This window comes from Herbaspirillum sp. NPDC101397, from assembly GCF_044767325.1.
Taxonomy (GTDB): Bacteria; Pseudomonadota; Gammaproteobacteria; order Burkholderiales; family Burkholderiaceae_D; genus Herbaspirillum.
Window position 1 is genome coordinate 177246 of sequence record NZ_JBIWNS010000008.1, and the last position, 24992, is coordinate 202237.

The window sequence follows — 24992 nt, forward strand, 5'->3', positions numbered from 1 at the left end:
CCTGCAATTTACCTTTCGTCACACCTATGCAGATGACGCCGACGTAACGAGTTTGCTACACACACTTGAGACTGAGGCCGCCGTCCACGATCAGGTCGACGCCCGTCACGTAACGCGCGGCATCCGACGCCAGGAACAAGGCCGCATGCGCCACATCCCAGGCGTCGCCCATATGGCCCATCGGACATTGTTCGTGACGTTTGCGGCGCATCTCTTCGATGTCGCCGCCATAGGAGGCCTTGAGCGGTTCGCGGATCATCGGCGTGTCCATCAACCCCGGCAACACGCAGTTGGCGCGGATGCCCAGCGGCGCGTATTGCATCGCGATGTTCTTGGTCAGCGCCAGCATCGCCGCCTTGGACGCCGAATAGGCGACATACGGAAAGCCCACCCAGCGGATCGCCGCCAGCGACGAGATGTTGACGATGGCGCCCTTCTTCTGTTTTTCCATCACCGGCAGGACATGCTTGCAGGTCATGAAGACGCTGGTCTGGTTGATCGCGATGACGCGGTTCCAGCTCTCTTCGCTGGCTTCGACCGGGCCGCCGGTTTCGGCGATGCCGACATTGTTGTGGAGGACGTCGATGCGGCCGAAATGATCGAGCGCGGCCTGCACCATGGCTTCGATGTCCGGCGTTTTCGACACGTCCGCGGCGACTACTTCACACGTCCCGCCTTCGCTGCGGATCAGGTCGCAGGTCTCTTGTGCGGCCTGCAGGTTGCGGTCGACCGCCAGCACGCGCGCACCTTCGCGCGCATACAGCACCGCCGCCGCCTTGCCGTTGCCCCAGCCCTCGCCGACCGAACCTGCGCCGCTGACGATGACGACCTTGTCTTCCATTGCGCGTGCCATGCTTATGCTCCGATCAAATGTCGAGAATGCCGGCGGCCACGAAGCCGCCATCCACCGGCACCACGTGGCCGGTAATGTAGGACGAATCGTCAGCCGCGAGGAAAGACACTGCCGCGGCGATTTCATCGGTGCTGCCGTAACGATGCATTGGCACGCCGGCGGTGAAGCTCTTGCGGGTTTCCGGCGAGTGCACGGCCTGCGTCAGCGGCGTATCGACCGGACCGGGTGCGACGCTGTTGACGGTGACGCCATGCTCGGCCAGCTCGATCGCCATCTGGCGCGTCAGGCCGATGACAGCAGCCTTGGATGTGCCGTAGGCGGTGCGGCCGGAACCGGCGCGTATGCCCGAAATGGACGAAATATTGACGATGCGGCCCCACTTCCTGCGCACCATCATGCGCGCCGCGTGCTGGCCGCACAGCATCACGCCGGTGACGTTGATGTTCATTGTCAGCAGCCAGTTGTCGAGCGGGTAATCGAGGAAGGGAAAGGTCTTGGCGACGCCTGCATTGTTGACCAGCACGTCGCAGCGGCCGTAGTCTTTTTCGACGTCGGCGAAGGCTTTTTCGATGGACTCGGGCTTGCTGACATCCATCGCCAGCGGCGCGGCCCTACCCCACCCCGTGCCGCCATCGGCGTTGATCTTGTCGGCGGTCGCCCTGGCTGCTTCCAGGTTGATGTCCGAGACCAGTACGGTATAACCGTCGCGCGCCAGACGCTGGGAAATTGCGGCGCCGATACCCATGGCTCCGCCCGTCACGAGCGCCACGCGGGCGCCGCTGTCATTGTGGTTCATGTTGTCTCCGTGAGGATGGCGGCTTGCGAAGGGAGAAGTGCAAGCCGCCGTTTTTAGATGTTATTAGTGTTCAAGAAAGCCGATCGAAATCCACGGCACCGCAGCCACCACCAGAAGTGCCACCACCAGTGCGGCCAGATAGCCCCACACACGATTGAAGACCTTGTCCGGCGACACCTTGCCGATCGCGCAGGCGGCATAGAAGCCAACGCCGAACGGTGGTGCAAAGAGACCAATGCCCATCGCCAGGATCACCACCATGGCGTAGTGCACGTCATGGATGCCCAGTGAGCGCGCCACCGGGAACAGCAGCGGTCCGAACAGCACGATCGCCGGGATGCCTTCCAGGATGCTGCCCAGCACGATGAAGATCACGATCGTGATCAGCAGGAAGCCGAAGCCACCGCCCGGCACGCCCTGCATCAGCGACACCAGCTTGGCCGAGAAGCCCGACTGCGTCAGCGCCCACGCCATCGAGGTGGCCATGCCGATGATCAAGAGGATCGCGCCCGACAGCGTCGCCGCTTCCACCAGCATCGGATAGATGCGCTTGAAATCGAGATGCTTCATGAAGGCATGCATGACCAGACCGACCACGATGGTGTAGGCGACACCGATGGTGGCCACTTCCGTTGCGGTGGCGACGCCTTCAATCACCGCCACGCGAATCAGCATCGGCAAGGCCAGCGCAGGGATCGCAGCGATCAGGGTCTTGCCGATCACGCCGATGGTGGCGCGCTTCACATCCGGCATCGGTTCACGACGGGCGCGGAACCAGCAGACAATGCCGATCGCAATCGTGGCGATCACCGCCGGCATCAGGCCGCCGATGAAGAGCGCCGTAATCGACACGCTGCACACGGCGCCGATGGTGATCAGCACCAGGCTCGGCGGAATCGTTTCGGTCATGGCGCCGGAAGACGACAGCAAGGCCACCAGTTCTTCCGGCTTGGAACCGCGCTTCTTCATTTCAGGGAACAGCGCCGGGGCAATCGCGGCCATGTCAGCCGCCTTGGAGCCGGAGATGCCGGAGACCAGGAACATCGCGCCCAGCAGCACGTATTGCAAACCACCCCGCACGTGGCCCAGCAAGGCCGCCATGAAGTCGATCAGCGTTCTGGCAAGACCGCTGATTTCCAGCAGCGAACCGAGCAAGACGAACAGCGGCACCGACAACAGGATCAGGCTGGACATGCCCTCGTCCATACGGCTGACCACGATCATCATCGGTGCGCCTGTAGCAATGGTCAGATAGGCCATCGTCGCCGTACCGAAGGCGAACGCAATCGGAATACCGCCTGCGACACACGCGCCGATCAGCACCACGAAGAACACGATCAGGTTGTAGTTGCCCATGGCCAGCAGGGCCGGCTTGCTGATCCACAGCACCGCGCCGATCACGGCGACAACGGCCACGGCAGACAACACCTGCCTGATGCTGGAGCGGCTCGCCATGCGGGCAATCGCCGCCAGGAACATCAGGATCGCGCCGACCGGCAGCGCTGCTGCACGCAGGCCGTCGGGGATCTCCAAGGCCGGCGTGGTGATCGCCATCTGCTCCGACGCGTGGTCGACCGCAGGATGGATGATCATCAATACAAAGATGCAGACGATCAATGCGGCGACTGTTTCCAGCCAGACGCGCCATTTGTCGGAGAGCTTGTTGACGATGGCCGTCAGGCGCATGTGCTCGCCCCGGTCCAGCGCCAGCACTGCGCCCAGCATCGACAGCCAGATGAACAGCGTCGAGGCCAGTTCATCGGACCAGATCAGCGGGTCGTGCAGCGCATAGCGGTAGATCACGCCGGCCAGCAGCACGCCGGTTTCCACCACCACCAGCGCCGCAGCAACCGCGGCGACAACGTGCATGACGCCGCGATTGACGCCCGCCAGCAGACGCGCCAGCGGGTTGGTCGGCAGCGGTGCAGAAGGCATTCTCACTTCGGTCATCGCCGCTTCCATTTACGCCAACTTCCCGGTGTATTTCTCCAACAGCGCCCAAGGTTCGTCACCGAACTTCTTGTGCCACTCGGCATAAAAACCTGCACTGCGCAGCTTGGCGCGGAAGGCTTCGTTGTCGGTGTCGTTGAAGGCCAGACCCTTGCCCTTCATTTCGGTCGCCAGGGAATCGTTCAGCGCCTTGACGTCGGCGCGTTGCTTGATGCCGGCTTCATTGACGTTGCGTGTGACGATTTCCTGCAGGTCCTTCGGCAGACGCTCGAACGATTTCTTGTTGGCCAGGAACCAGAAACCATCCCACATGTGGTTGGTCATGGAGCAGTACTTCTGCACTTCGTACAGCTTGGCGGTCGAGATGATCGCCATCGGGTTTTCCTGGCCTTCGACGATCTTGGTCTGCAGCGCGGAATACACTTCGGCGAAGTTGATGCTGGCCGGCGCCGCATCGAAGGCGCGGAACATCGATGTCCACAGCGGGCTCGGCGGCACGCGCAGCTTCATGCCCTTGAGGTCTTCCGGCTTGTTGATCGCGCGAGTGCTGTTGGTGATCTGGCGGTAGCCGTTGTCCCAGATCTTTTCAAATGCAAAGACGGTGGACTTGGCCTCGATCTGCTTGCGCACGTGCGCGCCCAACTCGCCGTCGAGTGCGGCCCACACCTGGTTGTAATCCTTGAAGGCAAAGCCGACGCCGCTGATCTGTGCAGCCGGCACCAGCGTGCCGAGAATCAGCGGGGACAGTGTAAAGAAGTCGACCGCGCCCGAGCGTACCTGGCCCAGCGTGTCGGTGTCATTGCCGAGCTGGTTGTTCGGATAGACCTGGAAGTCGATGCGGCCCTTGGACTCGGTCGCGATCTTGGCGGCCATTTCCTTGGCGCGCAGATTCATCGGATGCGTGGCCGGCAGGTTGTTGGCGTACTTCAGCGTGAATTCAGCGGCGGCAAATGCCTGGGTCGACATCATGCCGGTGGCGGCAGCGGCCGAAGCGACGGAAACAGTCTTCAAAAAACGACGGCGAGTGATGCTGGCAGTTGGGTTACCCATCTGTTTGTCTCCTGATTTTAGTTTTGGTTAATTTATGTTGCCGATACTAGTAACGACTAATTCAGCACTGCTTATGCGTTCTAGAGCAATTTGGATGCCAAGTCGCGAAAGTGTTTCCACGGACCTGGGCTTCCCTCCCTGAAGTCGGCATTGCAAGCACATTCTCTTCGATAAACGCCTGATTCGACAAGGGATGTGAGGGCCAATCAGGTGTTTATTTTGATGCGACACCTGTCGCATTGCCTGAACACCTGATTGACACCTGTATGCGGTTCCCATCCCGGTTTCATCCTGCAGTGCAGCAAATTCATCACTGCGCGCAACGTGCTATGTTTACCGCCATCACGGCCTGCCGACGCCGCCCGTACGGGCGCTGCCGCCATAACAACAAGCAACGCGGCAATGCTGCACCGGCCTGGAAAATTCGTGGCATCGTTTTTGCATATTGCTGTTCCAACACACTCTTTTCAGGAATCCACATGACTGCACCTTCCCCTTGCATCACCGGCTGGAATCACTCCCAATTCGGCAAGCTCGACGGCATCGATCCGGAAGCGCTGATCGGCCAGGTCGCCAAGGCGGCCATCGAACACGCCGGCCTGACGCCGGAAGACATCGGCTCGATCCACATCGGCACCTTCAACGGCGGCTTCCTGTATCAGGACTTCCCGTCCTCGCTGGTGTTCAATACCTTGCCCGCGCTGCGCTTCAAGCCTGCCGTGCGCGTTGAGAACGCCTGCGCCACCGGTTCGGCGGCGATCCACTCGGGCATGCAATCGATCCTGTCCGGCCAGGCCAAGCACGCGCTGGTGATCGGCTTTGAAAAAATGACCGAACTGGCCACGCCGCAAGTCGGCGAAGTGCTGCTCAAGTGCTGCTACGCCAAGGAAGAAGCCGGCATCCCGGGCGGCTTCGCCGGCGTGTTCGGCAAGATCGCGCAAGCCTACTTTGATCGCTACGGCGATCAGTCGGATGCGCTGGCCGCCATTGCCGCCAAGAATCACAAGAACGGCATGAGCAATCCCTACGCCCACATGCGCAAGGATTTCGGCTTCGACTTCTGCCGCAACGTCTCGGAAAAGAATCCCTTCGTCGCCGGCCCGTTGAAGCGCACAGATTGCTCGCTGATCTCCGACGGCGCCGCCGCGCTGGTGCTGAGCGCCGCCGACGTGGCCAAGACCATGCAGCGCGCCGTGACCTTCCGCGCCGCCGTGCACGTCAATGATTTCCTGCCGCTGTCGCGCCGCGACCCGACCCGTTTCGAAGCCGGCACGCTGGCATGGCAGCAGGCATTGAAACAAGCCGACCTCAAATTGCTCGACCTGTCGTTGGTGGAAACCCACGACTGCTTCACCATCGCCGAGTTGCTTGAGTATGAAGCCATGGGCCTGGCCGAGCCGGGCCAGGGCGCACGCGCCATCCTCGACGGCGTCACCGCCAAGAACGGCCGCCTGCCGATCAATCCTTCCGGCGGCCTGAAGTCCAAGGGCCATCCGGTCGGCGCCACCGGCGTGTCGATGCACGTGATGGCGGCGATGCAGGCCAGCCATGACGCCGGCGACATGCAGATCCCGAACGCGCGCTATGCCGGCGTGTTCAACATGGGCGGTGCTGCAGTGGCGAATTACGTGAGCATTCTGGAACGCGTGCATTGATAGTTTTTCCGTGGTCCCGGCATTGCCCGGGACCGCGGCAGCAGCAACTGAAGTAAAGACCCACATAAAAAATACACACGAGCGAGACGATGTTAACCAAAGTAATGAACCTGGGGCGCCTGCTATCCGACGTCGCCCGCCGCTTCCCCGACGAGCCCGGCCTGATCTTCGGCGACGGCACCGCGGACGGCAAAGGCGACAAGATCGCCACCTGGAAACAGATCAACGACCGCGTCGACACCCTCGCCCATGCGCTGCAAAAGCTGGGCGTGAGCAAGGGCGACAAAATGCTGGTCCACTCCCGCAACAACCTGCAGATTTTTGAAAGCGCCTGGGCGGCATTCAAGCTGGGCATGGTCTGGGTCCCGACCAACGTGCGCATCACGCCGCCGGAAGCTGCCTATCTCGGCCAGTCCAGCGGCGCCAGCGTCATGCTGTACGACCGCGGCTTCGCCAACTATGTCGACGCCGTCAAGGAAATCTCCCCCGCGCTGAAACACGTCATCGCGCTGCAAGACCCGCGCGCCGGCGAACTTGATTTCGAAACACTCGCCACTGCGGCCGGTGCGCATCAGCCTTTCGATGAAGTGGAAGTCGATTACGAAGATCCGCTGTGGTTCTTCTACACCTCCGGCACCACCGGCCACCCGAAAGCCGGCATGTTGTCGCACGGCCAGATGGCTTTCGTCGTGACCAACCACCTGGCCGACTTGCTGCCGGGCCTGACCCATCAGTCGCGCTCGCTGGTGGTGGCGCCGCTGTCGCACGGTGCCGGCATCCACGCAGTCGTCAACACGGCGCGCGGCGCCGCCAGCATCCTGCTGTCAACCGAGCGCCTGGTGCCGGAAGAAGCCTGGCAACTGGTGCAGCGCCACCGCGTCGACAACATGTTCACCGTGCCGACCATCGTCAAGATCCTGACCGAAGACGAATCGGTCGATCGCTACGACCATAGCTCGCTCAAGCACGTCATCTACGCCGGCGCACCGATGTACCGCGCCGACCAGGTGTACGCATTGAAGAAGCTCGGCAAGGTGCTGGTGCAGTACTACGGCCTCGGCGAAGTGACCGGCAACATCACCTTCCTGCCGCCGTACATGCACGAAGCGGACGACGCCCATCCGAAAGCGCGCGTCGGCTCCTGCGGCATGCCGCGCACCGGCATGGAAATCGCCATCCTCGACGACAGCTGCAAGAAACTGAAGTCGTTTGAAACCGGTGAGATCTGCGTGCGCGGCCCGGCCGTGTTCATGGGCTATCACAACAATCCGGACGCCAACGCCAAGGCCTTCAAGGGCGACTGGTTCCACACCGGCGACCTCGGCCACGTGGACGAAGACGGTTTCCTCTACATCACCGGCCGCTCGTCCGACATGTACATCTCGGGCGGCTCCAACGTCTATCCGCGCGAGATCGAAGAAGCGCTGCTGACGCATCCCTCGGTGTCCGAAGTCGCCGTGCTTGGCGTGCCGGATCCGAAATGGGGCGAAAGCGGCATCGCCGTCATCGTCGCCAAGTCCGGCCAGAAGGCCAACGGCGACGCGCTGTTGTCGCATCTGGAGAGTCGCATCGCCAAATACAAATGGCCGCGCCGCTTCGTGTTCTGGGAGACCATGCCGAAATCCGGTTATGGAAAGATCGTCAAGAAGCAGATCAAAAGTCTGCTCGAGGAGAAAGGTGACTATCGCTTATGAAAATTTCCAACAAGTCCGCCGAAGGCCATCCGGGATTTGTCGAGGTACGCAAGTTTCTTCACGCCGGCCAGCAGAGCTACCCGCGCACGCTGGACCTGGAAGCCAATCCGGCGGAAGAACTGCGCATCACGCTGCAGCCCGGCACCAAAGTCGGCGCCGCCTTGCGTGAGGTGCTGCAACGCTACGGCCAGCGCGGAGGCGTCGGCCGCATGTGCGGCGGCACCGCGCGCAAGCTGCACTACCACCGCATCGAAAACACGCGCGACGCCAACCGTCCATATGACTACGGCCCGCCGCATGTGCTGGAAGGCGTGATCACCTTCGTCACCGGCGCAATCACGGTTGGCCAGAACCAGGAAGGAAAAGTATTATTGCATTGCCACGCCGGCTTCCTTGACGGCGATGGTTCGATACACGGCGGGCATTTATTGCTCGACACGGTGGAAGTGGGCGACGATCCGCTCATCATCCGCCTGTGCTTGTTTTCCCAGGGCGCTTTCGTCGTCAACAGCGATGAAGAGACGCTATTCAGTCTATTGCATCCGACACCCATGGAATCATGATGACGACATCAACACTTATAAAAAACACAGAGACACACACCAACGACAACGACATTCAGGTAGAGGAAGGCACACTGGGAAAACTGGTGATGGCGCGCCTCAAACCGAACCAGGACCTCACTGAAAGCGTGGAAGCGCTGTGCCGCCAATACGGCATGCAGACCGCCATCGTGCGCGGCGCGATCGGCAGCCTGATCGATGCGCACCTGGAGTACGCGACGCCGACCGGTTCGCGGGAAATGGAGATCAACGGGCCTGGGGTTGAGATTCTCAATGTCTTTGGCGAGATCGGCTTCAACGGCGGCAAGCCGCATGTCCATCCTTTGCAGGGGGTGGTGGCGGATGTGGATGGGAAGATTTTTGCGGGGCGCTTTGTGCGGGGGGCGAATCTGTCGTTCATCACGATTGAGATTACCTTGCAGGAGTGGATTCCCAAGCAGGCGCAGCAGGTTTTGCACGCTTGATTTTTGGTTGCCGACTTGCGTTGGCATGATTGATGAAGGCGGCTCTCTTTTTGAGGCCGCTTTTTTGTTTTGTGCTTAGGTAAATTGAATTTTTCTTTCTTCGGACGACCTTGCCGGGGGTAGCCCGGCAGGGTTGATCGAAGAGAACACAGAATCAGCTGCCGACGAAGGAACGTCGGAACAGCTTACGCCCCCACCAAAGCCGCATCCAGCAACTCAATCCAATGCTTCACCGGCGTATCAGTCCCCGACTGCAAATGCGTCAGACACCCGATATTCCCGGAAACAATCATGTCCGGCTGAGTCGCCTGCAAATTATTCAGCTTGTTGTCCCGCAAACGATAAGACAGCTCCGGCTGCAACACCGAATACGTCCCCGCCGACCCGCAGCAAAGATGACTGTCCGCACACAGCTTGACGTCAACACCGGCACTGCCAAGAATCTGCTCCACCTTGCCGCGAATCTTCTGCCCGTGCTGCAAAGTGCACGGCGGATGATAGGCAACGCGCGCATTGAGCTTATCCTTGATTTTTCCCTTGAGCTTGCCCGCTAGTTCGGCTTCGAAGTCCGGCAGAATCTCGCTGATATCACGTGTGAGTTGCGCAATCCGATGCGCCTTGGCGGCATAGGCAGCGTCGTGCTGCAGCAGATGGCCATATTCCTTGACGGTGGCACCGCAGCCGGAAGCATTCATCACGATCGCCTCGACCGTGAAGCCGGCTGAGCCGTCCACATACGGCCACCACGCATCGATGTTGCGACGCATATCATTGAGCCCGCCATCCTGATCGTTCAGGTGATAACGAATCGCGCCACAGCAACCAGCCTTGGGCGGCACGATCAGCTCGACGCCCAGCGCATCCAGCACGCGTGCAGTCGAACTGTTGATGTTGGGCGACATGGCCGGCTGTACGCAACCGTCGAGCATCAACATCTTGCGCGCATGCGTGCGCGTCGGCCACTTGCCCGCGTCTTGTTTGACCGGCACCTTGTTCTGCAATTTTTGCGGCAACAGCGGACGGACCAGTTGGCCGGCCTTCATCGCCGGATTGAACAGCCACTTGTTCGGCAGCAGCGTCTTGAGCGTGGTGCGCACGATGCGCTGACCGAGCGGGCGCGGCACCTGGTCCTCGACCACCTTGCGGCCGATATCGACCAGACGGCCGTATTGCACGCCGGATGGGCAAGTCGATTCGCAGTTGCGGCAGGTCAGGCAACGATCCAGATGCGATTGCGTGGCAGCGGTGGCCTGCTTGCCTTCGAGCACCTGCTTGATCAGGTAGATGCGGCCGCGCGGACCGTCGAGCTCGTCGCCCAGCAATTGATAGGTGGGGCAGGTCGCCGTGCAGAATCCGCAATGCACGCAGGAGCGCAGGATGGCGTCGGCTTCCTTGCCTTCGGGAGTGTCGCGGATGAAATCGGCCAGGTTGGTTTGCATAGTTTAAAACTCGCTGTACATGCGACCGGGATTGAAGATGCCGGATGGGTCGAAGGAGGCTTTCAGGTTGCGATGGATCTTGGCGACCGCAGGCGCGAGCGGCTGGAACACGCCGACGCTCTTGTCGCCGCCGCGATACAGGCTGGCGTGGCCGCCGGCTGCGGTTGCGGCGGCACGGATGGCGGCGACACCGTCATCGCCGCGATACCAGCGCTGGGCGCCACCCCATTCGATCAGCTGCGCGCCATTGAGCGCCAGCGGCTGCGTCACCGACGGCAGGGAAATCCGCCACAACGGCGCATCCACGTCAGCGAAGAACACATGGTTCTGCTCGCGCAGGTCACGCCAGAAATCCTCGCCGTTGGTCAACTCAGACCCGCCGAGCTTCGTCTCTGCAGCAGAGACAGCGGCTTGTGCGCCCGACAAGCGAATCGTCAGCACGCCGTTGACCCAGGCGCTGGCCGACAGCGGCAGGGGCTGGCCGCCCCATTCGTTGAGCAGGCGGATGGCATTGGCCTGGTCGACTTCAAACACGCGCGTGCTGGTAGCGAAGGCCTGCGGCAATACCTTGATCGACGCCTGCAGGATCAACCCGAGCGTACCGAGCGAACCGGTCAGCAGGCGCGAGACGTCATAGCCGGCGACATTCTTCATGACCTGTCCGCCGAAATGCAGGACCTGCCCTTGCGCATCCATCAGATCGGCGCCGAGGATGAAGTCGCGCACCGATCCGCTCCATTGGCGGCCCGGTCCGGACAAACCCGCTGCGACCATGCCGCCGACGGTGGAGACGCCGCCGAAGCGCGGCGGCTCGAAAGCCAGCACCTGATTGTTGGCCGCCAATGCGGCATCGATCTCCGACAGCGGCGTGCCGCAACGTGCGGTAATCACCAGTTCAGTCGGCTCGTAGTCGATGATGCCGCTGTAAGGACGCGTGTCGAGCACCTCGCCGCGCGGTTCCTGGCCGTACCAGTCCTTGGTGCCGCCGCCGCGGATTTGCAGCGGCACGCCGCCGGACGTAGCCGCGACGATGCGCTCCTTGAATGCTTGCAGTGTCTGTTCCATGCGTTAAAACCTTGGCAAATCGGGAAATTTGATGGCGCCGCGCTGCACGTGCATCTTGCCGTACTCGGCGCAGCGATGCAGCGACGGAATGGCCTTGTCGGGGTTGAGCAGGAAGGCCGTGTCGAAGGCGCGCTTGACCTTGAAGAAGGCTTCGCGCTCTTCCGGCGAATACTGCACACACATGGAGTTGATCTTCTCGATGCCGACGCCGTGCTCGCCGGTGATGGTGCCGCCGACTTCGACGCACAACTCGAGGATCTCGGCGCCGAACAATTCGGCACGATGAAATTCGTCCGCCAGGTTGGCGTCGAACAGGATCAGCGGATGCAAATTGCCGTCGCCGGCATGGAACACGTTGGCGCAGCGCAGGCCGTACTTGCCTTCCATTTTGGCGATGCCGAGCAGGACTTCGGCCAGCCGTTTGCGCGGGATGGTGCCGTCCATGCAGTAATAATCGGGCGAGATGCGCCCGGCCGCCGGGAAAGCGTTCTTGCGGCCCGACCAGAAGCGCAGGCGTTCGGCTTCGGACTGCGATACGGCAATCGCGGTGGCGCCGCTGGCGTTGAGCACTTCGCTCATGCGGCCGATCTCTTCTTCCACTTCTTCGCTGGTGCCGTCGGATTCGCACAGCAGGATCGCTTCGGCGTCGACGTCGTAGCCGGCCTTGACGAAGGGCTCGACCATGCGCGAGCTGGTCTTGTCCATCATCTCCAGCCCGGCCGGGATGATGCCGGCGGCGATGACGTTGGCGACGGCGTTGCCGCCCTTCACCACGTCGTCGAACGAGGCCATGATCACGCGCGCCTGCTGCGGCTTGGGCACCAGCTTGACGGTGACTTCGGTGACGATGCCGAGCATGCCTTCGGAGCCGATGAACACCGCCAGCAAGTCGAGGCCGGGCGCATCGAGGCCGGCATTGCCGAGCTCGACGACGTCGCCTTCGATGGTGACCATGCGCACGCGCAGGACGTTGTGCACGGTCAGGCCGTATTTGAGGCAATGCACGCCGCCGGAGTTTTCGGCGACATTGCCGCCGATGGTGCAGGCGATCTGCGACGACGGATCAGGCGCGTAGTAGAGACCGTAAGGCGCGGCCGCTTCCGAGATCGCCAGGTTGCGCACGCCGGGCTGGACCACGGCGGTGCGCGAGTACTTGTCCATGCTGACGATCTTGTTGAACTTGGCGGTCGACACCACCACGCCGTCGGCGATCGGCATCGCGCCGCCCGACAAACCGGTGCCGGCGCCGCGCGGGACAATCTGGACTTTCAGGTCGTTGCAGGTCTTGAGGATGGCGACGACCTGCGCTTCGTTTTCGGGCAAGACCACGACCATCGGCAACTGGCGGTAAGCGGCCAGGCCGTCGCACTCGTACGGGCGGGTGTCTTCCTCGTCGAACAGCACGCAATGGGGCGGCACCACCGCTTTCAATGCGGCAACCACCTCGCGCTGGCGGGCGGGAGAAAATAAGGGGGCGACTGGGGCGTTCATGCGTGACCTCGTTTGGCTTTGGGCTGGGACGCGGCGATGACGATTGAATTGTTTTCCAGCTTATGGTGCCGGTTTTGAAGTACCTGTCTCGCTATTGTCTTCGCAATGCCTGAAGTGTAGCGAATTTCAGCCTGGGAAAGCGAAAAGCGTGGTCAGGGCGCACTGAAAAGAATTCACGTCGCGCTGTGAATAACTTTCAGGGACTCGAACCTGTTGAGGCGCGAAGCAGGCGCCTCAGATGTTTTTGAAAGCGTTCTGCAGCCAGTCGATGAAGGCATCGACCTCCGGCCGGTCGCGGATCTGCTTTTCGTAGACCACGTAGTAGGCGTGCGGCGGCGTGCGCAGGCGCACGTCGAAGAGTTCGACGATTTCGCCGCGTGCCAGCAGTTCTTCGGCGAAATGCTGGCGCGTGAGGCCGACGCCGTAGCCGTGGCGTACCGATTCCAGCAGCAGGCCGAGGTCATCGACGCGCAGGCCGGTCGACGGCTCCGGCCAGTCCTTGAGGCCGGCGGCTTCGAACCACGGTTGCCAGGGTTCCAGCGCCGAGCGCAGCAGGATCGCGTGCTGCAGATCCTGCGGTCCCTTCAGCGGTGGAATGGTTTTCAGGTAAGCCGGGCTGGCGACGGCAAAGGCCGGCTCTTCGAACAATTTTTCAGTGACGAAGTTGGGATAGTTGCCGGCGCCGAAACGGATTTCGACATCGCTCTCCGACAGGCTCAGGTCGTACAGCGGCACCGACAGGTACATCTCGACGGTGATGTCGGGATAACGCTGCGTGAACTCGGCGATGCGCGGAACCAGCAAATGACGCGCGAAGGTCGGCGGCAGCATGATCTTGACCTTGGGCTGCACCGTGGCGTTGCGATGCGGCATCGGAAAATCGGTCAGCGTGCGCAGCGCCGAGCGCACCACGTCGAGATAGCGGCGACCAAATTCGGACAGGCCGATCGAGCGACCATCGCGAAAGAACAGACGCTCGCCGACAAACTCTTCCAGCAAACGGATACGGTGCGACAGCGCCGACGGCGTGATGCAGAGTTCTTCCGCCGCCACGGCGAATGAATTGTGACGCGCCGCCGCTTCAAACGCGGACAGGGCATGGACGGGAGGAAGGCGTGTTGCCATGTCTTGTTCTACCTGCTGTTGTTGCGGGACGGCCGCCATGCGGCGCGTCCCGGGGTGCTGCCTGCTATTGGAGGTAATGCAACCGAATGACTGTCAAATGACTACCAGCGTACGATCTTGCCCGGATTCATGATGTTCTTCGGATCGAGCGCATGCTTGATCGCGCGCATCACGTCGATGGCGCCGGCGCCGTGTTCCTGCACCAGAAAATCCATCTTGTGCAAGCCGACACCGTGCTCGCCGGTGCAGGTGCCGTCCATCTTGATGGCGCGCGCGACCATGCGTTCGTTGACGCCTTCGGCACGGGCGATGTCGGCCGGATCATTGGGATCGACCATCATCTGCACGTGGAAATTGCCGTCGCCGACGTGGCCGATGATGGCGTGGATCAGGCCGTTGGCTTCGCAGTCGGCCTTGGTTTCCAGCACGCATTCGGCCAGGCGTGAAATCGGCACGCAGCAGTCGGTGGAAATCGCGCGTCCGCCAGGGCGCATCTGCAGCAGTGCGAAATAGGCGTTGTGACGTGCGGTCCACAACCGCGTGCGGTCTTCCGGACGCGTGGCCCATTCGAAGCCCAGCGCGTTGTTGTCGTTGGCCAGTTCCTGCACGACTTCTGCCTGTTCCTTGACGCCGTTTTCGCTGCCGTGGAATTCAAACAGCAGCAGGGGATTTTCGGGCAAGGTCATCTTGTCATGGGCGTTGATGGCCTTGACGCCGTTTTCGTCGAGCAACTCGACGCGCGCCAGCGGCACGCCGACCTGGATCGCCTGGATCACGGTGTTGACCGCATCGGCCACGCTCGGGAACGAACAGATCGCCGCCGATACTGCCTCAGGCTGAGGATACAGGCGCACGGTGACCTCGGTGATGATGCCCAGCGTGCCTTCACTGCCGACGTAGACGCGGGTCAGGTCGTAGCCGGCCGAGGACTTCTTGGCGCGCGTGCCGGTCTTGATGATGTTGCCGTCGGCGGTGACCACGGTCAGCGCCAGGGTGTTTTCGCGCATGGTGCCGTAACGCACGGCGTTGGTGCCGGAAGCGCGAGTCGAGGCCATGCCGCCGATGGAGGCGTCGGCGCCCGGATCGATCGGGAAGAACAGGCCGCTGTCCTTGATTTCCAGATTGAGCTGCTTGCGCGTGACGCCGGCCTGCACGGTGGCGGTCAGGTCTTCGCCGTTGACCGCCAGCACCTGGCTCATCTGCGACAAATCGATCGTGATGCCGCCTTGCAGCGCCAGCACGTGGCCTTCGAGGGAAGTGCCGGTGCCGTAGGGAATGACGGGAATACGATGTTCGCTGCAGGCCTTGATGATGGCGGCGACTTCTTCCGTGGTGTGGGCGAACGCCACGGCATCGGGCAGCATCGGATCGTAGGACGACTCATCGCGGCCGTGATGCTCGCGCATCGCCTGCGTGGTCGAAAAGCGATTGCCAAGGAGTGTCTGCAAGCTTGTGAGCAACGCTTCGGGAACGGGCTTGCGCAGTTTCTGCGCATCAACGATATGGTTCATTGTCTGTCTCTCTGTCTGTTGGAATAGTGACGCCAGGGAATATTCCTGCATGCCGGAAAAGCACTGAAACTGCCATGCAGCGGCCTGCCCTGTCGTCAAAACCTCTGTGGGATTTTACTCTCTTGCCGCAGACATATTTTATATTTGTCTGACAACTTGAGCTCTGAACGCTCATTTTTTAGCTATGCTTGGCTTTTGATTTGCAGTGCACAGAGAATAGAGAACAGGGAACAACATGGGCAATCGACTTTCCAAAATCGCAACGCGCACCGGCGACGACGGCAGCACCGGACTCGGCGACGGCAGCCGCATCGCCAAGGACGCGCCGCGCATCCATGCGCTGGGCGAGGTGGACGAACTCAATTCCCAGCTCGGTCTGCTGCTGTGCGAAGACCTGCCGGCCGGCGTGCGCGCGGAATTGCTGGCGATCCAGCACGACCTGTTCGACCTTGGCGGCGAGCTGTGCATTCCTGGTTACAGCGTGATCGCCGACGCCCAGGTGGCGCAGCTCGACGCGCTGCTGGAAAAGCACAACGCCGATTTGCCTCCGCTCAAGGAATTCATCCTGCCCGGCGGCTCGCGCGCGGCGGCGCAGATGCATGTCTGCCGCACCGTCTGCCGCCGTGCCGAACGCGCCGTGGTGACGCTGGCGCAATCGGAAGGCGCCGCGATCAATCCGCAGCCGCGCCAATACCTGAACCGGCTGTCGGACCTGTGCTTCGTGCTGGCGCGCGTGCTCAATCGCCATGCCGGCGGCGGCGATGTGCTATGGCACAAGGACAGGAATAAAAATTAGAACAAGGAAACCTGAAGACGTAAAAAAAGCGGCCTGAGCCGCTTTTTTATTGTCGCCGTCATTACATCACGTTCAGCCGTTGTTGACCACCAGGCGCGGCTGGTCCTTGCCGAAGCGTTGCACGATGGAGGCGGCAATGCCGTCGCTGTCGAGACCGCATTTGGCCAGCAATTGGCCGGCGTCGCCGTGGTCAATGAAACGGTCCGGCAAACCCAGGTGCAGGATAGGCTTGACGATGCCCGCTTCAGCCAGCGCTTCGGACACCGCAGCGCCGGCGCCACCCATGATGCAGCCTTCTTCGACGGTCACCAGCGCGTCATGGCTGGCCGCCAGTTGCTTCACCAGTTCAATGTCGAGCGGCTTGATGAAACGCATGTTGGCGACCGTGGCGTTGAGCTTGTCGCCCGCCGCCAGCGCCGGCGCCACCATGGTGCCGAACGCCAGGATGGCGATGCCCTTGCCTTCGCGGCGCACTTCGCCCTTGCCCAGCGGGATCGTGGTCAAGGTCTTTTCCACCGCCACGCCGCTGCCGGAACCGCGCGGATAACGTACCGAGGCCGGGCCTTTGTATTGGAAAGCAGTCGTCAGCATCTGGCGGCATTCGTTTTCATCCGAGGCGGCCATGACGACCATGTTCGGAATGCAGCGCAGGAAGGCCAGATCGTAATTGCCCGCATGCGTGGCGCCGTCGGCGCCAACCAGTCCGGCGCGATCGAGCGCGAACGTGACGTCGAGGTTTTGCAAGGCGACGTCGTGGATCAGTTGATCGTAGGCGCGTTGCAGGAAGGTCGAGTAAATCGCCACGACCGGCTTCAGTCCTTCGCAGGCCATGCCGGCGGCGAAGGTGACGGCGTGCTGCTCGGCGATGCCGACATCGTAGTAACGATCGGGGAATTTCTGTTCGAACTTGACCATGCCCGAGCCTTCGCGCATGGCGGGTGTGATGCCGACCAGGGTGTTGTCCTGCGTGGCCATGTCGCACAGCCATTCGCCGAAAACTTGCGTGTACGTCTGCTTGCTGGCGGCGGCCGGCTTGATGCCTTCGGCCGGATTGAATTTGCCAGGCCCGTGATACAGCACCGGATCGGCTTCGGCCAGTTTGTAGCCCTGGCCCTTCTTGGTGACCACATGCAGGAATTGCGGGCCCTTGAGGTTCTTCAGGTTTTGCAGTGTCGGGATCAGCGAGTCGAGATCGTGACCGTCGATCGGACCGATGTAGTTGAAGCCAAATTCTTCGAACATGGTGGCCGGAACGATCATGCCCTTGGCATGTTCTTCAAAGCGCTTGGCCAGTTCCAGCATTGGTCCCGGCAGCATCGACTTGCCGACGTTCTTGGCCTTGGCGTAGAACTGCCCGGACATCAGGCGCGCCAGGTAACGGTTGAGCGCGCCGACCGGCGGCGAAATCGACATGTCGTTGTCGTTGAGGATCACCAGCAGATTGACGTCTTCACTGATGCCGGCGTTGTTCATTGCTTCAAATGCCATGCCGGCGGTCATTGCACCGTCGCCGATGACGGCGATGGCATGACGATCTTCGCCCTTGGTCTTGGCCGCCAGCGCCATGCCGAGCGCAGCGGAAATCGAGGTCGACGAATGCGCGGTGCCGAAGGTGTCGTGTTCGCTTTCGGCGCGACGCGGGAAACCGGAAATGCCGTCGAGCTGGCGCAACGTCGACATCTGGTCGCGCCGGCCGGTGAGGATCTTGTGCGGATAAGTCTGGTGACCGACATCCCAGACGATGCGGTCTTCCGGCGTGTTGAAGACGTAATGCAGCGCGATGGTCAGTTCGACCGTGCCGAGATTGGACGAGAGATGCCCGCCGGTCTTCGATACCGAATCGAGGATGAAGGCGCGCAACTCGTCAGCCAGTGGCTTCAACTGAGTGCGCGGGAGTTGCCGCAAATCGGCGGGGCTGTTTATCGTATTGAGCATGCTGGGTCTTGTCACCGTTAATTGGTTGCTTGCGCGCGCGGAAAATACCGCTGCGTGCTTATGCCTTGCGTTGCACGATCAGGTCGGCCAGTTCATGCAGGCGCCGGGCCTTGTTGCCAAACTGTTCCAGCGCCTTGTGGGCGTCGTTGCGCAGCTTTTCGGCCAGCGCCTGCGATTCGCTCAGGCCGAGGATGGAAACGTAAGTCGGTTTGTTGTCGGCGGCGTCCTTGCCGGCGGTCTTGCCGAGCGTGGCGGAATCCGCCGTCGCATCAAGAATGTCGTCGACCACCTGGAACGCCAGGCTGATCGGGCACGAATACGCTTCCAGCGCAGCCTGTTCAGCCACCGTCAGGTTCTTGCCGCTGCAGGCGCCAAGCAAAATGGCGGCACGCAACAGCGCTCCTGTTTTGAGCCTGTGCATCTGTTCCAGTTCCGCCAGCGACAAAGTCATGCCGACGCTGGCCAGATCAATGGCCTGACCGCCGCACATGCCGGTCGAACCGGCCGCCTGCGCCAGCAGGTTCAGCATCTTCAGCTGGCGCGCGGCGTACAACTCTTCGACGTTGTCGGACAGCACTGAAAACGCCTGCGCCTGCAACGCGTCGCCCACCAGCAAGGCGGTCGGCTCGTCGTATTTGACGTGCACGGTCGGTTTGCCGCGGCGCAAGGCATCATCGTCCATGCACGGCATGTCGTCGTGCACCAGCGAATAGACGTGGATCATTTCCACGGCAGCGGCGGCGCGGCCCAGCAATTGCGCCGGCGCATCGAACAGCTCGCCGGCGGCGTACACCAGCAAGGGACGCACGCGCTTGCCGCCGTCCAGCGCGGTGTAGCGCATGGCCTGGTGCAGGCGCGCGGGGATTTCGGTGACCGCCGGCAGGTATGCGTCGAGCGTGCCTTCCATGCCGGCCTGGATACGCTGCATCCAGTCGGTAAACGAGGCGCCGGCGCTGGTGTCGATCCGCGCGTTCATTCCTCGTCCTCTGCAAACTCACCGGCGCCGGTGCCGGCCAATGGCTTGAGCATGTCGCCTTCGAGCACCTTGACCTGGCTGTCGACTTTGTCGAGTTGCACCGAGCAGAACTTGACCAGTTCGGCGCCGCGCTTGTAGGCGGCGACGGAGGCTTCCAGCGGGAGTTCGCCGGCTTCCATCTGGATGACCAGTTGTTCGAGCTCTTCCATGGCCTCTTCGAAAGAGGCGGGCTGGCTGGCTTTGACGGGATTCTTTGGCATAGTGGCTGATTTCAGATATAGCCCGTCATTTTAGTGCAATCCGCCACAGATAGGCGGCCGAGGGCGTATTTTCAGGCGATTCAACCGCGCAATCCGCCCTGAATAACGGGATTTATGGCATAATCCGCAGTTCTGTCCAAAATTTCCTCTTCATATTATTTGAACCCAGGTTTTTGCGGATTCTTTCTCTCTTAGGTTGGTGCAAATTAATTTGGGGGCGGAGATGTCCGATCTTGCTACTTTTGCCAAACTGGCGCGCTCAAACGCGCAACTACCAGTTGACGTCTATTTTGACGATGCGCTTTTCAAGCGCGAAATTCACCAGTTATTTCAACAGGGGCCTCGTTACGCCGGCCATGAATTGATGGTGCCCAATGTCGGCGACTACGCGACGCTGCCATGGGAAAACGAAGGTCGCATGCTGGTGCGCAACGCGCACGGCATCGAACTGATGTCCAACGTCTGTCGTCATCGCCAGGCCAAGATGCTCGACGGCCGCGGCCACGCGCGCAACATCGTCTGCCCGCTGCATCGCTGGACCTACGACCTCAAGGGTGACCTGATCGGCGCGCCGCATTTCGGCGAGACGCCGTGCCTGAACCTGTCCAAGACGCCTTTGCAGAACTGGAACGGCCTGCTGTTCGAAAACAACGGCAAGGACGGCAACGACGTCGCCGCGCAATTGAAGCAGCTGGGCGTGACGCGCGACCTGGATTTTTCCGGCTACCTGTTCGATCACGTCGAAGTGCACGAGTGCGACTACAACTGGAAGACTTTCATCGAAGTCTATCTGGAGGACTACCATGTCGAGCCTTTCCATCCAGGCCTGGGCAGCTTCGTCAGCTGCGACGACCTGAAATGGGAATTCGGCAAGAACTACAGCGTGCAGACCGTGGGCGTCAATCACGGCCTGGCCAAGTCCGGTTCGCCGACTTACAAGAAGTGGCAGGAGCAGGTGCTGCGCTTCGGCAACGGCCAGCCGCCGAAATACGGCGCGATCTGGCTGACGCTGTATCCCAACATCATGGTCGAGTGGTATCCGCACGTGCTGGTGGTGTCGACGCTGTGGCCCAATGGTCCGCAAAAAACCACCAACGTGGTCGAGTTCTACTATCCTGAAGAAATCGCCCTGTTCGAACGCGAGATGGTCGAGGCCGAACGCGCCGCGTACATGGAGACCTGCGTCGAGGATGACGAGATCGCTCTGCGCATGGATGCCGGGCGGCGTATACTCATGGATCGCGGCACCAGTGAAGTCGGTCCGTACCAGTCGCCGATGGAAGACGGCATGCAGCACTTCCATGAGTGGTACCGGTCGCAGATTGCGGTGCAGGAAAACTGAATTTCACTCTGATTCTTTTTGAGGAAAGCATGCAGAAAGCGCCGATGATGCGATGTCCCCGATGTAGTCCGACAGCATCTGCAACGCCAGACGAATTCTGCAGCACCTCCGATTAACGTACGATCCGAAGGCAGCGCCGGCTCCAGCTCGCGCTGCCTGTTTTTTTGCCCTCGCTTTCGAATAGAGTATCGCCATGCAATCCCTCTGGATGCTTGTTGCCTCCTTCCTGTTTTCCATCATGGGCGTGTGCGTCAAGCTGTCGTCCGACTACTATTCCACCGCTGAAGTGGTGCTGTGCCGCGGGATAGTCGGCGTCATCTTCATCTATGGCCTGATCAAGATCCGCGGCGGCACGCTCAGGACGCCCTACCCGCGCGACCACATCATCCGCGGCGGCGTCGGCGTGATTTCGCTGTGGCTGTGGTTCTATTCATTCGGCCTGCTGCCGGTGGCGACCGCCACCACGCTCAACTACATGTCGTCGATCTGGATCGCCGCGATGTTGTTCGGCGTCGCATGGTGGCAGGGCAAGAAGCGTTTTGAATGGGGCTTGGCCGGCACGGTGCTGCTGAGCTTCGTCGGCGTGGCGATGCTGCTGCGGCCGTCGATCGACTCCGACCAGTTGGTGGGCGGGCTGATCGCACTGTTTTCCGGCGTGCTGTCGGCGCTGGTCTACCTGCAGGTGCGCAAGCTTGGCCTGCTCGGCGAGCCGGAGTACCGCGTGGTGTTCTACTTCTCCTTCACCGGCTTGCTGGCAGGCCTGGCCGGCAGCGTGGTGATCGGCCGCATCCCGTTCTGGCACGCGCATTCGGCCAAGGGCCTGGCGCTGCTCGTCACCATTGGCCTGACCGCGACGCTGGCCCAGATCGCCATGACGCGCGCCTACCGGCTCGGCAATACGCTGGTCACGGCCAACCTGCAATACACCGGCATCGTGTTCGCCAGCCTGTGGGGCCTGTTCATCTGGAACGACGCACCGGGCTGGATGGGCTGGGCCGGCATCGGCATCATTCTGATGAGCGGTGTAGTCTCGACGTTTTACAATCAGCGTTCTCAGCAACAATCCCGACAATCGAGCAATCTGCCGGCGAGCGATCCGATCGCCACCGAAGTTTAGGAAGAGGAATAACCATGACCTACGCCACCCTGATTTCCGCAGCCGACCTGGCCGCCCATCTCGACGACGCCAACTGGCTGGTAATCGACTGCCGCCACGACCTCGCCAATCCCGACGCCGGCGCACAAGCCTACGCCGCCGGGCATATTCCGCAGGCGCGCTTCGCCCATCTCGACCAAATCCTGTCCGGCCCCAAGAACGGCGCCGACGGCAAGTTCAAGGGCCGCCATCCGCTGCCGGCGCGTCAGGCCTTCATCGACGCCATGCAGGAACTGGGCGTCGGCAAGGGCACCCAAGTCATCGCCTACGACGCCCACGGCGGCATGTTCGCCGCGCGCCTGTGGTGGCTGCTGCGCTGGGTCGGCCATGTGCAGGTGGCGGTGCTCGACGGCGGCTTGCCGGCATGGCAGGCGCAGGGCGGCCCGTTGTCGACTGAAACACCAGCGCCGGTGCGCGGCGACTTGCAGGAGCAGGCGCCGCTGGTGACCACCGTCGATGTCGGCGATGTCGTCGCCAATCTCGACAGCAAGTCGCTGACCGTCGTCGACGCGCGCGCGGCAGATCGCTATCGCGGCGAGAACGAAACAATGGACGCCGTCGGCGGCCACATTCCGGGCGCGAAGAATCGTTTCTTCAAGGATAACCTGGGCGCCGACGGCCGCTTCAAATCGGCCGATGCCTTGCGCGCCGAGTGGAATGCACTGATCGACAGCCCGCAGGCGGCCGTCATGCAGTGCGGCTCGGGCGTGACCGCTTGCCACAACCTGCTCGCGCTGGAAGTGGCCGGCTTGCCGGGCGCACGCCTGTATCCCGGGTCGTGGAGCGAATGGAGTTCGGATTCGTCGCGTCCGGTGGCGACCGGCCCACAGCCGTAAGCAGAAAACAAGTCCGGCGGCGCTCAGGCCGCCGGCATCTGCAAGGCTTGCATGAAAGCTTGTACGAACTGCCCCACCATCACCGGCGCATCGCGCCGCATCATCAGCACCACCGCCGACTGGAAGTCGGATTCCCGTATATCGATGAAATGCACGCCCGCAACGGCGATTGCACGCATGCTGTCTGGCACGATGGCGATGCCGAAATTGGCGTTGACCAGGCTCAGCAGCGACGCCTTGCGCGAGGTCGCGCGCGCCGGCTTGGGAAAGAAGCCGTGCGCGATGCAACGCTCGGCCACCAGGTAACTGAGGCCGCCGCGCTCGCGATGCGGCATGGAGACGAACAGCTCGTCGCGCAGCTCGGCGATGTCGACCACCTCGCGCTGCGCCAACGGGTGCTGCAGCGATACCGCGACCACCAGCTTCTCCTGATATAGCGTGATGGTTTCCAGATGGGGATGCTTGCGCAGGATTGGCGTGCGCGCCAGGCCGAGGTCGGCGCGCCCTTCTTCGACGTCGAGCGCCTGGTGCTCGGAGGAGGCCTGGGAAATTTCGAGCGTGACACCGGGGAATGCCTGCAGCACCGCGTTGAGACAGGGCCCCAGCGGCGGCGACAGCGGCACCGAGCTCGAATGCAGCAGGCGGATGGCGCCGCGTTCGCCCTTGTCGATGTGGCGCGCCTGCACGATGGCCTGGTCCATGTCGTCGAGGATCTTGCGCGCGCGGTCGTAGAAGTCCTTGCCCGCCAGCGTCAGTTCGACCTGCTTGGCGTCGCGCCTTAGCAAAACGACATCAATGTCGTTTTCCAGCTCCTTGATCTGGCGGCTCAGCGCAGACTGGGCAATGTACAGGCGCTCGGACGCGCGCGTGTAGCTGCCGGCGGCGACGATCTCGACAAAGTACTTGAGCTGTTTGATGGAAATCATGAGCGCCTATTGTGTCGCTGTATTGTGCCGCCATCGCGCTGCCGCCGCCATGCCGTTTTGCGATACTCGGACGGCGCATTTGATATTGGCGGCCGCACCGGTTATGGCGCTACAGTCCATGCATCATCGGCAATGCGAAGGGGCTTATCGTGTCGGAAACATTCCTTGTCCTGCTCGGCTTTGCCGGATTGCTGCTCAGCGTCGTCATCAAGCTGATGTGCCTGCCGACAAAATCCACCCGGCGTGGCGGGCGCTGAATCTCAATGCGCGTGCGCGTGGCTGGTCAGCACCAGCACGATGACCACGCCCAGGCCGATCAGGATCACTTGCGGAATCGTCTCGCGCAGCGTGGCGCGGCGTTGCATTTGCGGCATCAGGTCGCTGACGGCGATGTAGATGAAGCCTGACGAGGCAAACACCAGCACGTAGGGAATCCACTCCATGCCGCGCTCCAGCATGAAGTAGCCGAGCACGCCGCCCAGCACCGCCATCAGGCTGCAGATCAGGTTGTAGACGTAGGCGCGGGTGCGCGAGAAACCGGCATTGAGCAGGATGATGAAGTCGCCGATCTCCTGCGGGATTTCGTGCGCGATGATGGCCAGGCCGGTCACCAGCCCGAGGTGCGGGTCGGCCAGGAAAGCGGCCGCGATCAGGATGCCGTCGGTGAAATTGTGCATGCCGTCGCCGACCAGGATCATCCAGCCGGCCTTGCCCGCCTCATGCTTGTCGTGGCCGTGGTGATGGCCGTGGCCGTCGTCTTCGTGATGATGGGAGTGGCGCAGGATGGACAGCTTTTCCAGCAGGAAAAACGCCAGCAGGCCGCCCAGCAATACCGCAAACAGCTTGTGCGGCTCGGCCGAGGATTCGAAGGCTTCCGGCAAGGCGTGCAGCAGCGAGGTCGACAGCATGATGCCGACCGACAGGCTGACCAGGCGCTCGACCATCTTCGACAACAGCGCGAACGAGAAAATCGCGGCCGCGGTGATGCTGAACACGCCGGCGATCGTCGTGGCCAGCAGGATGGAAAGCAGAGTGGAATTAATTTCAAGCCCCAATCGTCAGGAACAGCCTCAGGAAGTGGCAGATTAGACCATAGCTGGTTTTTTTCG

At 61.7% G+C, this 24992-nt stretch carries 22 protein-coding genes; 8 read left to right on the forward strand and 14 right to left on the reverse strand.

Going from position 1 to position 24992, the window contains the following annotated elements:
* Positions 1–55: 55 nt before the first annotated feature.
* The 4 genes from ACIROW_RS20005 to ACIROW_RS20020 form a co-directional block, all read right to left on the reverse strand.
* Positions 56–853 carry an SDR family NAD(P)-dependent oxidoreductase gene (locus ACIROW_RS20005; RefSeq protein ID WP_402278193.1) on the reverse strand — a complete coding sequence of 266 codons (798 nt, stop codon included), beginning with the start codon at positions 851–853 and terminating at the stop codon, positions 56–58.
* A 13-nt stretch (positions 854–866) separates the two neighbouring features.
* Positions 867–1649, reverse strand: coding sequence for an SDR family NAD(P)-dependent oxidoreductase (locus ACIROW_RS20010; RefSeq protein ID WP_402278195.1), 783 nt, complete (start codon positions 1647–1649; stop codon positions 867–869).
* A 63-nt stretch (positions 1650–1712) separates the two neighbouring features.
* A complete protein-coding gene (locus ACIROW_RS20015) occupies positions 1713–3599 on the reverse strand; it encodes a TRAP transporter large permease subunit (RefSeq protein WP_402278197.1) in 1887 nt (628 codons plus the stop codon).
* Positions 3600–3611: 12 nt separating this feature from the next.
* On the reverse strand, positions 3612–4649 hold the full coding sequence (locus ACIROW_RS20020; RefSeq protein WP_402278199.1) for a TRAP transporter substrate-binding protein: 1038 nt from the start codon (positions 4647–4649) through the stop codon (positions 3612–3614).
* 479 nt (positions 4650–5128) lie between these two features.
* On the opposite strand from ACIROW_RS20020, the gene ACIROW_RS20025 reads away from it, so the two are divergent.
* The 4 genes from ACIROW_RS20025 (at position 5129) to ACIROW_RS20040 (ending at position 9025) form a co-directional block, all read left to right on the forward strand.
* On the forward strand, positions 5129–6304 hold the full coding sequence (locus ACIROW_RS20025) for an acetyl-CoA acetyltransferase (protein WP_402278201.1): 1176 nt from the start codon (positions 5129–5131) through the stop codon (positions 6302–6304).
* An 89-nt stretch (positions 6305–6393) separates the two neighbouring features.
* Positions 6394–7998, forward strand: coding sequence for an acyl-CoA synthetase (locus ACIROW_RS20030; RefSeq protein ID WP_402278203.1), 1605 nt, complete (start codon positions 6394–6396; stop codon positions 7996–7998).
* Positions 7995–8561, forward strand: coding sequence for a PCC domain-containing protein (locus ACIROW_RS20035; protein WP_402278205.1), 567 nt, complete (start codon positions 7995–7997; stop codon positions 8559–8561). Before ACIROW_RS20030 ends, ACIROW_RS20035 begins: the two co-directional genes overlap by 4 nt.
* Positions 8561–9025, forward strand: coding sequence for a PPC domain-containing DNA-binding protein (locus tag ACIROW_RS20040; protein ID WP_402278207.1), 465 nt, complete (start codon positions 8561–8563; stop codon positions 9023–9025). The genes ACIROW_RS20035 and ACIROW_RS20040 overlap by 1 nt, the downstream gene beginning before the upstream one ends.
* Before the next feature lie 185 nt (positions 9026–9210).
* Here ACIROW_RS20040 and glcF read toward each other — a convergent pair whose 3' ends face one another.
* From glcF to ACIROW_RS20065, 5 genes are all read right to left on the reverse strand, one after another.
* Complete coding sequence (gene glcF, locus ACIROW_RS20045) at positions 9211–10464, reverse strand: glycolate oxidase subunit GlcF (protein WP_402278209.1); 1254 nt, start codon at positions 10462–10464, stop codon at positions 9211–9213.
* A gap of 3 nt (positions 10465–10467) precedes the next feature.
* Positions 10468–11529: a glycolate oxidase subunit GlcE gene (glcE, locus tag ACIROW_RS20050; RefSeq protein WP_402278211.1), complete on the reverse strand. Its 1062-nt coding sequence runs from the start codon at positions 11527–11529 to the stop codon at positions 10468–10470.
* A 3-nt stretch (positions 11530–11532) separates the two neighbouring features.
* A complete protein-coding gene (locus ACIROW_RS20055; protein WP_402278213.1) occupies positions 11533–13020 on the reverse strand; it encodes an FAD-linked oxidase C-terminal domain-containing protein in 1488 nt (495 codons plus the stop codon).
* Positions 13021–13254: 234 nt separating this feature from the next.
* Entirely contained in the window at positions 13255–14145 is an 891-nt protein-coding gene (locus ACIROW_RS20060) for a LysR substrate-binding domain-containing protein (RefSeq protein WP_116434745.1), read from the reverse strand.
* Positions 14146–14246: 101 nt separating this feature from the next.
* Positions 14247–15656 carry an FAD-binding oxidoreductase gene (locus ACIROW_RS20065; RefSeq protein WP_402278215.1) on the reverse strand — a complete coding sequence of 470 codons (1410 nt, stop codon included), beginning with the start codon at positions 15654–15656 and terminating at the stop codon, positions 14247–14249.
* A gap of 235 nt (positions 15657–15891) precedes the next feature.
* On the opposite strand from ACIROW_RS20065, the gene ACIROW_RS20070 reads away from it, so the two are divergent.
* Positions 15892–16452, forward strand: a complete 561-nt coding sequence (locus tag ACIROW_RS20070; protein WP_402278217.1) for a cob(I)yrinic acid a,c-diamide adenosyltransferase — start codon at positions 15892–15894, stop codon at positions 16450–16452.
* 72 nt (positions 16453–16524) lie between these two features.
* On the opposite strand, the gene dxs is transcribed toward ACIROW_RS20070, so the two are convergent.
* Genes dxs through ACIROW_RS20085 form a run of 3 tightly spaced genes read right to left on the reverse strand, consistent with a single transcriptional unit; the run spans position 16525 to position 19623 of the window.
* On the reverse strand, positions 16525–18387 hold the full coding sequence (gene dxs, locus ACIROW_RS20075) for a 1-deoxy-D-xylulose-5-phosphate synthase (RefSeq protein ID WP_402278219.1): 1863 nt from the start codon (positions 18385–18387) through the stop codon (positions 16525–16527).
* A 58-nt stretch (positions 18388–18445) separates the two neighbouring features.
* The gene (locus ACIROW_RS20080) at positions 18446–19363 is read right to left on the reverse strand and encodes a polyprenyl synthetase family protein (RefSeq protein WP_402278221.1); all 918 of its coding nucleotides are present in this window, start codon (positions 19361–19363) and stop codon (positions 18446–18448) included.
* Complete coding sequence (locus ACIROW_RS20085) at positions 19360–19623, reverse strand: exodeoxyribonuclease VII small subunit (RefSeq protein WP_402278223.1); 264 nt, start codon at positions 19621–19623, stop codon at positions 19360–19362. Before ACIROW_RS20085 ends, ACIROW_RS20080 begins: the two co-directional genes overlap by 4 nt.
* Before the next feature lie 223 nt (positions 19624–19846).
* Between ACIROW_RS20085 and ACIROW_RS20090 the strand changes: the two genes are divergently transcribed.
* From ACIROW_RS20090 to ACIROW_RS20100, 3 genes are all read left to right on the forward strand, one after another.
* Positions 19847–20965, forward strand: a complete 1119-nt coding sequence (locus ACIROW_RS20090) for an aromatic ring-hydroxylating dioxygenase subunit alpha (RefSeq protein WP_402278225.1) — start codon at positions 19847–19849, stop codon at positions 20963–20965.
* A 193-nt stretch (positions 20966–21158) separates the two neighbouring features.
* The gene (locus tag ACIROW_RS20095) at positions 21159–22082 is read left to right on the forward strand and encodes a DMT family transporter (RefSeq protein WP_402278227.1); all 924 of its coding nucleotides are present in this window, start codon (positions 21159–21161) and stop codon (positions 22080–22082) included.
* 14 nt (positions 22083–22096) lie between these two features.
* Positions 22097–22957, forward strand: a complete 861-nt coding sequence (locus tag ACIROW_RS20100; protein WP_402278229.1) for a sulfurtransferase — start codon at positions 22097–22099, stop codon at positions 22955–22957.
* Between the two features lie 23 nt (positions 22958–22980).
* Here the strand turns inward: ACIROW_RS20100 and ACIROW_RS20105 are convergent, their stop codons facing one another.
* A complete protein-coding gene (locus tag ACIROW_RS20105; protein WP_402278231.1) occupies positions 22981–23883 on the reverse strand; it encodes a LysR family transcriptional regulator in 903 nt (300 codons plus the stop codon).
* Between the two features lie 260 nt (positions 23884–24143).
* The gene (locus tag ACIROW_RS20110; protein ID WP_402278233.1) at positions 24144–24938 is read right to left on the reverse strand and encodes a ZIP family metal transporter; all 795 of its coding nucleotides are present in this window, start codon (positions 24936–24938) and stop codon (positions 24144–24146) included.
* Positions 24939–24992: the final 54 nt, after the last annotated feature.